This window comes from Rhodococcus sp. KBW08, assembly GCF_003852455.1.
Classification (GTDB): Bacteria; Actinomycetota; Actinomycetes; order Mycobacteriales; family Mycobacteriaceae; genus Rhodococcus_F; species Rhodococcus_F baikonurensis.
Genome location: NZ_QAJJ01000030.1, coordinates 16455 through 28563 on the forward strand (window position 1 = coordinate 16455; position 12109 = coordinate 28563).

Below are 12109 nucleotides of genomic sequence, written 5' to 3' on the forward strand. Positions count from 1 at the left end.
TTACTTACCCATGGATCGCCGGATCTCCTCGAGCTTGGCTTTTGCTGCCTTCTGGCGCTCGTCCCACTGCTCGTCGACCGTTTTCCCGGCGGGACTCTCGTGTGCCAATTCGGCCGAACCTGTGGAAGTACCGAAGCGTCCCTCTATCTTCTCCCGAACACGGTCGAAAGTGGGGACTCCCCCTTCGGTGTAGTCGGGTTCGGGAATTCTCGGATCAGTCGCAAGTACCACCGGGACGTCGATGATCTCGTCGACCTCCACAACGGTATAGGGCAGTTCGACTTCTTCTGCGTCGGTGATCGTGTCCTCGTCCGCGTCCTCTACACGGTTCGGCTCGAGGCTCGCGGCAGCGGTGTCCACCACGGAAAGAAGGACCGACAGGCTCGGACGACGCTCGACCACTGCGCGGACCACCGCGAGGAAGTCCTTGTCGTCGAGTGCACTCGCAGCTTCGACTACCTGGCGCACGGACCCATCATGTTCGGCCCCATCATGTGCGGACCCATCAATTCGTGACACTGTCAGTCCCTTCTCGAAACTCCGACGGACAACTCCGATCCTTCCACGACCGTCCGTCGAAGGGTCAGCGTGAGGCGAGGTAAGCGGCAAACGCGTCCTCGCTCGAATATTCGGGGACGTATCCGAACTGTTCCTTGAGCCGCCGATTGTCGAGAACGGGTCGGTACTGGAGAAATCCGACCCGCTCCGGACCGTGCTCCGTTACGCCCAATCGCCGTCCGACGCGTAGAACGCCTCGCAACAACCATGCAGGAAGCGTCACCGTTCTCTTTCCCATCCGGTAAGCCAACTCGTCGATTGTCAACGCACCGTCGCCCGCGACATTGAAGATGCCAACCTGGTTTCCGGTCACAGCCTCCGCGAAAGCGCCCGCGACATCGGTGTGCCAGACGAACACGAAGGGACTGTCGCTCCCGGCTACCTTGAGCAGCTTGCGACGATCGAACAACGCGGTGATCTGATTGTCGACGCTCTCACCCAAGATCGTGCCGATCCGGAAGACAACTTGTTCCAACTCCGGGTGTTCGACGCGATTGTCAGCAAGCATCTCTTCGACCAGGCGTTTGTGCCGACTGTAAGTGAATTCGTCGTTGCCTCGGACAGGTACGTCCTCGGTGATCCACGGTGGGTTGTCGGAGTGGTAGCCGTACGCCGCTCCGGACGAAGACACGACGATCCGTCCAACCCCGTGTTCGACGCAGGCCGCGAGCACGTTTCGTGTCCCGTCGACGTCGACGCGGTACTCCTGCTCTGCTGTCGTGTTCTTCCCGGGATTCACGATGGACGCAAGATGGATCACGACGTTCGGTCGGTACTCACCGAACACCCTCCCTAATTCTGCGGAGTCGCAGACGTCCGCTCGAACGCGGTGGACGCGATCGTCCGGCGTTGCCTTGACCGTGAGGTCGGCACAGACGACGGAGACGCCCTGTGCGATCAGTGCGTCGATGACAGCGGTACCCAGGAACCCGTTCCCGCCCGTTACGAGTGCGACGGTCATGCCGGTACCGCCTTTCGGGCGCGTCGCTTGGACCAGATCGTGGCCAGAGCCAACCCGGCGATGATGTCCCAGATCCCCCACCAGCCGGCCACGACGGCCATGCCACCGAGCCCGTCGAAGAACGTGAACACCAGACCGAGCCCCAGTCCGGCATTGCGAATGCCGACCTCGAACGAGACTGCGCGACGGCTGTATTCGTTCAACCCGGTGACGGCGCCGCAGAAGTATCCCAGTGCGAGGGCAACCGAGTCGTGCAAGAAGACCGCGAGCAGTACCACCCCGATGTAGTCGACGAAGTACGACGCATTCCCCGACACTCCCGCGACGATGAAGATCAACAACGCCACCAACGAACCGTTTTTCACCCACGGCTGCGCTTTCGCGGCGATCTCCGGGAACTTTCGCGCCGCCCAGATGCCGAGAACGAACGGCACTCCGATGATCAGGGCGATCTGCGCGACCATCTCGAGCGCATTCAGATCGACGGACTGCAACAGAGCGTCGGTCTCCGGTCGTCGACTCCCCCAGAACGCGAGATTGAGCGGCATGAAGAAGATTGCGAGGACGTTCGACACCGCCGTCATGGACACCGAAAGCGCGACGTCGCCGCCCGCCCGGTGAGTCAGGACGTTCGAGATGTTCCCTGGCGGGCAGCACGCCACCAGGATCATGCCGAGTGCTACCGACGGAGCCGGCGAGAGAATCAGCGTCAGGAGAAATGTCACTGCCGGCAAAAGCAGGAACTGGGCAGCGATACCTACCGCCATCGCCTTGGGTTTGGTGAGCGCACGACGAAAGTCGTCGACCGAAGTGTCGAGGGCGATCCCCAGCATGATCGCGGCAAGCACCACGTTGAGGATCATCAACGACCCCGGGTTGAAGTTGAGAACCACGTCGTCGATCGGCATCACTGCCCTCCCTTCGCCAGAGCAGTATCGAGCAGTCCGATGTGTCGCGTGATCGCTGATCGGTAGGCGTCCTTGTTCACGTAGTAGGCCATTCGTCCCAGCTTCAGGTACTTGTATCCCCCGGACAGATCGGGAGGAGGACCCGCCGCCGCTGCCGAGAATTCCTGCGCCGCGGCAGGGGCTTCGGTACGTGCGGTGATCAATTTGGCCACCAACTCGGCCTGCTCGAAACGGCCCTGCCACCCGAGCCCGGAGGCTTCCACCATCCCGAGTACGAAGAGATTGTCGTGGCGCCGACTCGCGAGGTTGAGGAACAGGTCAGGGGCAGCGCCCGACCAGCCCAACTCGTCACGCTCGATGAAGGGGTAGTCGAGGTGATACCCCGTGGCGCACAGAACGAGGTCGTACGCGGCGGACGAACCGTCGACGAAATGAACCGTCCTGCCGTCGAACCGGTCGATGTCGCCGCGCACGTGAACATCACCGTGCCCGAGGTGGTGCAGGATCAACGAGTTCACTACCGGGTGCGATTCGTAGATCTTGTAGTCCGGTGCCGGAAATCCGAACCGCACCGGATCTCCCGTGAACTGCTTGAGCACCATTGTGTCGACGCGTTGTTTGATCCACGGCGGCAACGGCTTTCCCTGATTCAAGGTGTCCGAAGGCCGGCCGAACAGATACTTGGGAACAAAGTAGTAGCCTCGCCGAACGCTCAGGTCGACGGATTCGGCGTGATGGACGGCGTCCACTGCGATGTCGCATCCACTGTTGCCCGCTCCGATGACCAGCACCCTCTGACCGCGGAAGATCTCGGGGCTGCGGTACTGGCTCGTATGCATCAAAGTGCCGGTGTACTCGCCCTGAAACGTCGGCATATTCGGCTTCGACAGCGTTCCGTTCGCGATGATCACTCCTCGGTACCGCGCGACTGTCGTCTCACCGCTGCGACTGCGCGTGGTGACCTGCCACAGCGAATCGACGGGCGAGACGTCGACGACAGTAGTACCGAAGGTGAAGTGCCTGCGAAGATCGTGGGTGTCAGCGTAGTCACGGAAATATTCGGCCAGTTCGACGTGGCTCGGGTAGTCGGCGACGGAATCTGCCATCGGAAACTCCGCGAACGCGGTAGTGGTCTTCGACGAAATGAGGTGCGCCGACTCGTAGACGGTGCTGTGCGGATTGTCGATGTCCCAGAGCCCACCGACGTTGTCGTGGCTCTCGAAACCGTCGAACGCAATGCCGGCCCGATCGAGGTTTCGCGCGCCGGCCAATCCAGACGGGCCCGCTCCGATCAGCGCGTACTTGTCCTCTGTCGTCATCCGTCGAGCGTCGCAGATAGTTCGAATCTTGCAGCGATGTGCCGGATAATGACGTTATGAGCGCACTCGATGCCGACAACGATCGCGGGATAGATGAAATCGATCTGAGGATAATCAATGCGCTACAGCTCGCACCGCGATCCACGTGGCTTTCGTTGGCCGGCCCACTCGAACTCGACGCCGCGACTCTCGCCCGGCGTTGGAATCGACTGTCCGAATCGTCGTTGGCCTGGGTAACGGTCACTCCGGGGCCACAGGTGCTGGCCGGCATCGTCACAGCAATCATCGAAATCGATTGCTCCCCTGCACTTCTCGACGCCATCTCGTCACATCTGACTGGGTTGGCCCACGCCGTGACCATCGAAGCGTCAACGGGTAGAGCCGATCTGCTCGTCACGGCCGGTACTGCGGACTTGGCGTCGATGTCGCGCTTCATCTCCGAAGAGGTCGCAACGATCGACGGCGTACTGGCGACACGAACCTCGATCATCACACGCTGGTTCACCGAAGGTGGGCGATGGAGACTCAATGCGCTGGCACCGTCCGAGAAGGGTGTGCTGACCACCAGCGAAAACCGTACTGCCGTACGCGCTCGGCCGACTGGAATTTCCGAACAGGATCGCAAGGTTCTGACCATGCTCGCCTACGACGGGCGCACTCCCATGAAGGACCTGGCCGACGCGATCGGTATAAGTCCGGCTGCGTGCAAACGCCAGATCGACCGGCTCACCTCTTCGGGGTTGGTGGCGCTGCGGTGTGAATTCGCGCGGCCACTGGCCGGACTTCCCGTGCTCGCCACCCTGTGGTGCCACGTCGAACCCGAACTGCTCGATACAGCGGGCCGAGTGCTGAGTCGAGCTCCGGAAGTTCGGAACTGCTTCGCCGTGGTCGGCGCCGACAACCTGGTGGTTCAGTTGTGGCTGCATTCTCCTGCAGAACTCGATGCCTTCGAAATTCGCCTGCGCCAAGAATTCCCAGGCCTGCACGTCGGTGAACGGTCGATCGTTCTCTACCTACGCAAGCTACTCGGTCACGTGCTCGACCAGAACGGACGCAGGACGTCGACGATCGCCCCGGACGTGTGGTTGCCGAGCCGCATCGACTCGCCGGGACACCGATAACCCACAGAGCCCACGACCACCAGCAGTGGTCGTGGGCTATGTGATCGACTGAAAAATCAGCCACGCATCTGCGCACCGACGGCCTTCGAGGCAGCCTCGACCGCTGCGTCGCGAGCCGCGCTTGCCTCGTCCTCGGTCAGCGTGCGATCGACACCACGGAATCGCAAGGCAAACGCCAGGGACTTGCGGCCTTCACCGACCTGTTCGCCCTCGAAGACGTCGAACAGTCGAATGTCTTCGAGAAGTTCGCCGCCGCCGGAACGCAAAGCTTCCTGCACCTTCGCTGCGGGAATGTCACGATCGACAACAACCGCAACGTCCTGGAGCACCGCGGGGAACGGCGAAATGCGCGGCGCGGGCAGGTTCTCGACCAACGGCAAAGCGTCGAGGTCGATTTCCAGTGCGCAGGTGCGCGCGGGCAGTCCGGCACGCTCGAGAACGGCCGGATGCAGTTCACCCGCATGACCGACTACGTTGCCGTCGACGACAACCTCGGCACAGCGGCCGGGATGCCACGGCAGGTACTGCGCCGCACGCAGTTCGACCTCGACGCCTGCTGCAGCTGCAATAACCCGCACTGCTGCAAAAGTGTCCGAAGCCTCGGCCGGACGGCCAGGACCCCAGGGGCCGCTCGGCTCACGCAAACCACTCAACACTGCAGCGATGTGAACGGGCTGAGCCGGCAACGACGCAATCAGGTTCGCGATCTGCTCGTCCGTCGGACGGCGATCCACCGGCAATGCATCAACCGGCTTGGTTTCGGGTCCCGGCAACACAACCTGCGCAATGCCGTACAGCGACAGGTCACGCTGACCGCGAGAAGCGTTACGAGCCAGGATTTCCAGCAGACCCGGAAGCAGCGTCGTCGCCAACTCCGGACGATCGGCTTCGAGCGGGTTGAGCACCTTACTGGTGTTGCGGCGCGGATCGTCCGCGTCCAAGCCCCAGACGTCGAAGACGTTGGTGGGCAGGAACACCGGAGGAAGAACCTCGACGTACCCGGCGTGAGCCACAGCCTTCGAGACCGTGCGCTTGCGCCGCTGCGACGGAGTCAATCCGCGACCGGCCGGAGCGGCGGGGAGCACCGACGGGATCTGCTCGAGACCTTCGAGGCGAAGAACTTCCTCGACGAGGTCCGCGGGCTGCACCAGGTCCGGACGCCACGACGGCGGCGTCGCGACCAACTGGCCGTGTCCCTCTTCGCTGACGCCGACCTCGACGTTGCAGCCGACCTGGGTGAGGCGGCGAGCAGCGGTGCCGTTCGGGTAGGTGACTCCGGCGACACGGTCGGGCAGGTCGATATCCATACGAATGGCAGCGCGAGGGGCGACTTCGCCCACGTCGGTCAGGACCGGCTCGATCCGTCCGCCGGCAATCTCGACCAGCAGGGCTGCGGCGCGATCGACCGCTGCGAGCGGAATCGCCGGATCGACGATGCGCTCGAAGCGCTTGCTCGCCTCACTCGGCAGCTTGTGTCGGCGCGCCGTCTTGAAGACTGCGAGCGGATCCCAGGTAGCTCCTTCGAGCAGGATGTCCGTCGTAGCCGTTCCCACCTCGGTGGTGGCGCCGCCCATGACGGCAGCCAGCGAGATGACTCCGGAATCGTCGGCGATGACAACGTCTTCGGGATCAAGCGTGCGTTCGACGTCGTCGAGCGTCGTCAACTTCTCCCCCGCCTTGGCCCGACGGACCACCAGCTCGCCTTGCACCGCGGTCGCATCGAACGCATGCAGAGGCTGACCGAGTTCGAGCATCACGTAGTTGGTGACGTCGACGGCCGGCGAAATCGGGCGAACACCCGAGAGCAACAGTCGACGCTGCAGCCACCACGGGCTCACTGCCGCGGGATCGATACCCGTGATCTTCCGCATCACGAAACGCGACGCCTTCGACTCCGGTTCGAGGCGCACCGGCCAGGCTTCACCCTCGGCCGGATGCGCGGGAACCGAAGCGGGATCGGCGTATTCGAGATCGAAACCACAGGCCAGTTCGCGGGTGAGGCCGCGGACCGAGAAGCAGTAGCCCCGGTCCGGGGTGATGTTCAATTCGATGATCGTGTCACCGAGACCGAGCAACTCGTTGCCGTCTGCGCCGGGTTCGGCGGTACCGGGCTCGAGCACCAAGATGCCCGAATGGTCTTTGCCGATACCGAGTTCCGAGACGGAGCAGATCATGCCGTCGGAGACCTGGCCGTACGTCTTGCGAGTGGCGATTTCGAATCCGCCAGGCAGCACCGCGCCGGGCAGCGCAACGACGACGAGGTCACCCTCGTTGAAATTGCGGGCGCCACAGACGATGCCGCGAGTCTCGGGTTCGCCGACCTCGACCTGGCAGAAGCGGATCGGCTTCTTGAACTCGGTCAGTTCGGTGATGGAGACGACCTTGCCCACGACCAACGGGCCGTCGATCGCCTCGAGTGTGTCGAGTTCCTCGACTTCGAGTCCCACCCGGACGAACCCGGCGTCCAACTCTTCCGGGGTCACCTCCCAGTCCGGAGTTGCCCGCTGCAGGATCTCGGTCAGCCAGGATTGCGCTACTCGCACGTCTGCTCAGCTCTCTCGTTTGTCGATAAGTCTTTGTGAAGGTTCCGCGGACCGGATCGGTCAGCCTGCGACACCGAAGGGCAGCGTGAAACGCACGTCACCTTCGACGATGTCACGCATGTCCGGGATGCCGTTGCGGAACTGCAGGGTCCGCTCGAGGCCCATGCCGAATGCGAAACCCGAGTACTCGTCGGGATCGATACCGCTGGCGCGCAGAACGTTCGGGTTGACCATGCCGCAGCCGCCCCACTCGACCCAGCCTGCGCCGCCCTTCTTGTTCGCGAACCAGACGTCGACCTCGGCCGACGGTTCCGTGAACGGGAAGTAGTTGGGGCGCATACGGGTACGCGTCTCGGGGCCGAAAAGGGCACGAGCGAACGCATCGAGAGTTCCGCGCAAGTTGGCCATCGTCAGACCCTTGTCGACGGCCAGGCCTTCGACCTGCGAGAAGACAGGAGTGTGCGTCGCATCGAGTTCATCGGTGCGGAACGTGCGGCCGGGGCACACCACGTAGATCGGCACCTCACGCGAGAGCATGGTGCGGACCTGCACCGGCGAGGTGTGGGTACGCAGCACCTGGCGGGAGTTCTCGGGTGCCAGGTGGAAGGTGTCCTGCATCGTGCGTGCAGGGTGGTCCGGCAAGAAGTTGAGCGCGTCGAAGTTGAAGTGCTCGGTCTCCACCTCCGGCCCCTCGGCAACTTCCCAACCCATGGCGACGAATACGTCGGCGACCTGCTCGGAAATCAGGCTGATCGGATGACGCGCCCCGACGGGGTGGCGATCGGAAGGCAGAGTGACGTCGATTGCCTCGGCAACCAACACCGCAGCGTCACGCTCGGCGAGGAGGACCTCACGACGAGCGTCGTACGCGTTGTTGATCCGAGTGCGGAAGATGTTGACGCGCTTGCCGGCGTCCGCCTTTTCCTTGCCCGGAAGGCTGCCGAGTCCCCGGCGAGCGAGGGCGATCGGGGACTTGTCCCCCAGGTGCTCCACCTTGACGTGCGCCAGCGCGTCCAGGTCAGCGGCGTCCGCGAGCGCCTTCTCGGCGTTCTCAGCCGCAGCGGTCAACGCCTCTTCGGTGAGTACACTCGCGTCGACCTCCGGCGGTGTCGCGCCCTCATTTTTGGCCACGGCTGTGACGCTCCTGTCGCTTCTCGGTTTACTTCTCGTACTGCTTACTTCTTGTACTGCGAGTTACTTCTTGTACTGCGAGCGAGCATTCGAGCTCACTCGAGCTTTGTCTCTGCTCTTGTATTGTCTCAGGCTTCCGCAAATGGGATTCCGTGAGGTCTTCGCGTGCGTTTTCAGCAGTGATCGGTGGCGCGATTTTGCACTCGTGCGCTTGCGTACAGGCAAATCGCCGCCGCTGTCGCGAGGTTCAGGCTTTCGGCGCGGCCATGGATCGGAATCCGCACCCGATGATCGGCCTGGGCGGCGATCGCCGGATCGAGACCGTGAGCTTCGTTACCGAACAGCCAGGCCGTCGGCTTGCTCAGCAACTCGTCGGCCTCGTCGAGGTCGACTTCGCCGTCAGCTGCGGTCGCGAGGATTTGAATGCCGGCGGCGCGAATCTGCTCGATCACCGACACCGTGTCTCGATCGCGGACGACCGGGAGGTGAAAGAGGCTGCCCGCCGACGAACGAACGACCTTGCCGTTGTGTGGATCGACGCTGTCACCAGCGAGGATTGCCGCATCGGCGCCCACTGCATCGGCGATGCGAATGACGGTGCCGGCATTGCCTGGTTCGTTGACCTCGACCGGCACTGCGAGCAGGCGGGTGTCCTGGTGGACGGCTGCGCTCAGCGGTACATCCAGCAGATCGCTGACGGCAACGAGGCCGGGCGGCGTGACGGTATCGCTCAGAGCTTTGATTGCTCGATCGGTGACAAGAGCAACACGAACTCCAGCGGTCAGCGCCCGATCGATGACGTGCTGATAGCGCTCGGCCGCGTCCTCTGTGTAGAAGAGATCGTGTACCGGGCGGGTCTCGCCGTTCGAGAGTGCACCGTTCAACAGTTCGGTGACCGAGTTCTCGCCCTCGACGAGGAAACGTCCTGCTTTGCGTCGTTCTGCTGTGCGCAGGAGCTTGACAGCAGAAACGACCCGCGGAGTCCGCTCGGTGAGCGGGTCCACGGGCCGTTGCTGTGATGCGTGAATCAGGCTGCTTCTCCGGCAGGAGCGTTCACGTCGGCCGGCAGAGCGGCCTTCGCGAGTGCGACCAGGCCGGCAAAGGCCTCGGCATCGGAGACAGCGAGCTCAGCCAGGATCTTGCGGTCGACGTCGACCTCTGCCAGACGCAGGCCCTGGATGAGGCGGTTGTACGTGATGTCGTTTGCGCGAGCTGCAGCGTTGATACGCGTGATCCACAGCTTGCGGAACTCGCCCTTGCGCGCACGACGGTCGCGGTACGCGTAGGTGAGCGAGTGGAGCTGCTGCTCCTTGGCCTTGGTGTACAGACGCGAACGCTGTCCACGGTAGCCGCTGGATGCAGCAAGAATTGAACGACGCTTCTTCTGGGCGTTGACCGCCCTCTTTACGCGTGCCACTTGAAAAATCCTGTCAATCTAGGGGCTGAAAGTACGACCCCGGGTGGTCAGTAAGGGGGCGACTCAGATGCCGAGCATGCGCTTGATGCGCGGAGCGTCGTCAGGGCTGACAACAGCGACACCGTCGAGACGACGGGTAACCCTGCTGGACTTGTGCTCGAGAAGGTGGCGACGGCCGGCCTTCTGGCGCATGAGCTTTCCGCTGCCGGACACCTTGAATCGCTTCGAGGCGCCGCTGTGGCTCTTCATCTTGGGCATGGAGTCCTCAGTTCTTGTTACGTGGTGGATCTTGGGAAATCGACTAGCTGGCCGGAGCCTCGGGAGCGGCATCGCCGGTCGCCGGTGCTTCCGGAGCTGCTTCACTGGAAGCCGGTGCGGCCGGAGCCGGACGCGGAGCAGCCTGAGCCACTGGCGCCTGAGCGCTCTCCTGCGCCTTGACGCGAGTCTTGGCGCCCTTGTGCGGTGCCAGGACCATCGTCATGTTTCGGCCGTCCTGCTTTGCCGAGGTTTCGACGAATCCGAGATCTGCGACGTCTGCTCCCAGACGCTGCAGAAGGCGGTAGCCGAGTTCGGGGCGTGACTGCTCACGTCCGCGGAACATGATCGTGACCTTGACCTTGGAACCGGCTTCGAGGAAACGAACGACGTTGCGCTTCTTGGTCTCGTAGTCGTGGTCGTCGATCTTGGGTCGGAGCTTCTGCTCCTTGATGACCGTCAGCTGCTGGTTCTTACGTGACTCACGTGCCTTCTGTGCAGCCTCGTACTTGAACTTGCCGTAGTCCATGATCTTGCAGACCGGTGGACGGGCATCAGGAGCTACCTCGACCAGGTCGAGGTCGGCCTCAAGGGCCAAGCGGAGTGCATCTTCAACACGCACGATGCCTACCTGTTCGCCGCCAGGTCCGACCAAACGAACCTCGGGAACGCGGATACGATCGTTGATGCGGGTCTCAGTGCTGATGGGGCCTCCTAGGTTGAACGGTGCGGTCTTCATGACCGCACGCAGCCCGTACCGCCCGCACCCCAACAAAAAAGCCCCGCTGTGATGATTGCTCATCCGCGGGGCCCGATGTCGACCGATCACATAAGATCCAGCTCACGCCGAAACCTATCTCCTCGACTGAGCGAGGAACCTGACGAAGAAGGATCTTCGTAATCAGGTGACCGGAACCACTGAACTGCAGTTTTACCTGCCGCGCAGAGGTGGGAGTCGGACTCCACTTGCTGCCCCCGAACAAGTCGGAGGCGGTCGTTGCAACAAGACTAACAGGTCGCCGGAGATGAATGAAATCGGCGCCGCTCCCCCGTTGCCGGGAGAGGCCCGATTCAACACCGTCACGGCCTGATGGAATCCTTACATCCATGAGTGAGAACTTCGAGGCAGATCAGACCACCGACGGCGCGAATCCCGACGTCCGCGAACTCTCCGAAGTTCCCGCGGTCGAGGTCATCAGCCGCGCCGCAGTGATGCTGATGAGTTCGGCTGCCGAAAAACTCGGCCTCTCCGACGCCGACCCGTCTTCCAGCCCTTACCTGGACCTCGACGAAGCTCGTCGAGTCATCACCGCGCTTGCCGGACTGGTGACTGCGTCGGTCGAATACCTCGGCCCCCACGCCGGACCCATCCGCGAAGGCCTCCAAGCCTTGCAGCGCGCATTCCGTGAGGCCTCCTCGCACCCGGACGAGCCAGGAAAGGGACCGGGCGAGAAGTTCACCGGTCCGGTCTACTGAGTTGGCAACCGCCAACAAGACACAACCGACGCCCGAGGACGTCGACGCATTCATTTCACGCGTCGACGACCGCAAGCGTGCCGACAGCGTCGAGTTGATCTCTTTGTTGTCGGCCGCGACCGGCGAGCCTGCTGTCATGTGGGGTTCGAGCATCATCGGATTCGGGGCACGGCACTACCGGTATGCGAGTGGCCACGAGGGTGACACCCCGCTGATCGGGTTCTCCCCCAGGGCCACCGCACTCACGTTGTACCTGTCGCTGAACTTCGACGACTACACCGACACACTCGCGCGCCTCGGCAAGCACAAGGTCGGCAAAGGTTGCCTCTACGTCAAACGGCTGAGCGACGTCGACAAGGCGGCTCTGACCGAACTGATCACGGATTCGGTTGCCGCAGCCCGCAACATGATCGACTGAAC

At 62.8% G+C, this 12109-nt stretch carries 13 protein-coding genes; 3 read left to right on the top strand and 10 right to left on the bottom strand.

The annotated features are described in order from the left end of the window. From DBV08_RS30000 to DBV08_RS30015, 4 genes are all read right to left on the bottom strand, one after another. On the bottom strand, positions 1–468 hold the full coding sequence (locus DBV08_RS30000) for a hypothetical protein (RefSeq protein WP_124569791.1): 468 nt from the start codon (positions 466–468) through the stop codon (positions 1–3). Between the two features lie 115 nt (positions 469–583). Next, positions 584–1519: an SDR family oxidoreductase gene (locus DBV08_RS30005; protein WP_124569792.1), complete on the bottom strand. Its 936-nt coding sequence runs from the start codon at positions 1517–1519 to the stop codon at positions 584–586. Beyond that, positions 1516–2427: a bile acid:sodium symporter family protein gene (locus DBV08_RS30010; protein ID WP_124569793.1), complete on the bottom strand. Its 912-nt coding sequence runs from the start codon at positions 2425–2427 to the stop codon at positions 1516–1518. Before DBV08_RS30010 ends, DBV08_RS30005 begins: the two co-directional genes overlap by 4 nt. Next, positions 2427–3746, bottom strand: coding sequence for an NAD(P)/FAD-dependent oxidoreductase (locus DBV08_RS30015; RefSeq protein ID WP_124569794.1), 1320 nt, complete (start codon positions 3744–3746; stop codon positions 2427–2429). Before DBV08_RS30015 ends, DBV08_RS30010 begins: the two co-directional genes overlap by 1 nt. Positions 3747–3802: 56 nt before the next feature. Between DBV08_RS30015 and DBV08_RS30020 the strand changes: the two genes are divergently transcribed. Next, positions 3803–4867 (top strand): Lrp/AsnC family transcriptional regulator, encoded by a 1065-nt coding sequence (locus DBV08_RS30020; RefSeq protein WP_124569795.1) that lies wholly within the window; start codon positions 3803–3805, stop codon positions 4865–4867. A gap of 56 nt (positions 4868–4923) precedes the next feature. Here the strand turns inward: DBV08_RS30020 and pheT are convergent, their stop codons facing one another. The 6 genes from pheT to infC all read right to left on the bottom strand — a co-directional run bounded on the left by pheT (position 4924) and on the right by infC (position 10952). Continuing rightward, on the bottom strand, positions 4924–7410 hold the full coding sequence (pheT, locus tag DBV08_RS30025; protein ID WP_124569796.1) for a phenylalanine--tRNA ligase subunit beta: 2487 nt from the start codon (positions 7408–7410) through the stop codon (positions 4924–4926). A gap of 60 nt (positions 7411–7470) precedes the next feature. Further along, entirely contained in the window at positions 7471–8541 is a 1071-nt protein-coding gene (gene pheS, locus DBV08_RS30030; RefSeq protein ID WP_003944109.1) for a phenylalanine--tRNA ligase subunit alpha, read from the bottom strand. 173 nt (positions 8542–8714) lie between these two features. Continuing rightward, positions 8715–9545, bottom strand: a complete 831-nt coding sequence (locus tag DBV08_RS30035; protein WP_124569797.1) for an RNA methyltransferase — start codon at positions 9543–9545, stop codon at positions 8715–8717. Between the two features lie 23 nt (positions 9546–9568). Then, on the bottom strand, positions 9569–9958 hold the full coding sequence (gene rplT / locus DBV08_RS30040) for a 50S ribosomal protein L20 (RefSeq protein ID WP_003944011.1): 390 nt from the start codon (positions 9956–9958) through the stop codon (positions 9569–9571). A gap of 63 nt (positions 9959–10021) precedes the next feature. Next, positions 10022–10216 carry a 50S ribosomal protein L35 gene (gene rpmI, locus DBV08_RS30045; RefSeq protein WP_003944043.1) on the bottom strand — a complete coding sequence of 65 codons (195 nt, stop codon included), beginning with the start codon at positions 10214–10216 and terminating at the stop codon, positions 10022–10024. A 43-nt stretch (positions 10217–10259) separates the two neighbouring features. Continuing rightward, entirely contained in the window at positions 10260–10952 is a 693-nt protein-coding gene (infC, locus tag DBV08_RS30050) for a translation initiation factor IF-3 (protein ID WP_003944008.1), read from the bottom strand. Between the two features lie 368 nt (positions 10953–11320). On the opposite strand from infC, the gene DBV08_RS30055 reads away from it, so the two are divergent. Then, complete coding sequence (locus DBV08_RS30055; RefSeq protein WP_124569798.1) at positions 11321–11689, top strand: DUF1844 domain-containing protein; 369 nt, start codon at positions 11321–11323, stop codon at positions 11687–11689. Between the two features lies 1 nt (position 11690). After that, entirely contained in the window at positions 11691–12107 is a 417-nt protein-coding gene (locus DBV08_RS30060; protein WP_124569799.1) for a DUF1801 domain-containing protein, read from the top strand. The last annotated feature ends 2 nt before the right edge of the window (positions 12108–12109 follow it).

Excerpts from the sequence above, each read along its gene's own strand:
- DBV08_RS30005 (WP_124569792.1), bottom strand. The coding sequence starts at position 1,519 with ATGACCGTCGCACTCGTAACGGGCGGGAACGGGTTCCTGGGTACCGCT.
- DBV08_RS30010 (WP_124569793.1), bottom strand. The coding sequence starts at position 2,427 with ATGCCGATCGACGACGTGGTTCTCAACTTCAACCCGGGGTCGTTGATG.
- DBV08_RS30015 (WP_124569794.1), bottom strand. The coding sequence starts at position 3,746 with ATGACGACAGAGGACAAGTACGCGCTGATCGGAGCGGGCCCGTCTGGA.
- DBV08_RS30020 (WP_124569795.1), top strand. The coding sequence starts at position 3,803 with ATGAGCGCACTCGATGCCGACAACGATCGCGGGATAGATGAAATCGAT.
- rpmI (WP_003944043.1), bottom strand. The coding sequence starts at position 10,216 with ATGCCCAAGATGAAGAGCCACAGCGGCGCCTCGAAGCGATTCAAGGTG.
- infC (WP_003944008.1), bottom strand. The coding sequence starts at position 10,952 with ATGAAGACCGCACCGTTCAACCTAGGAGGCCCCATCAGCACTGAGACC.
- DBV08_RS30055 (WP_124569798.1), top strand. The coding sequence starts at position 11,321 with ATGAGTGAGAACTTCGAGGCAGATCAGACCACCGACGGCGCGAATCCC.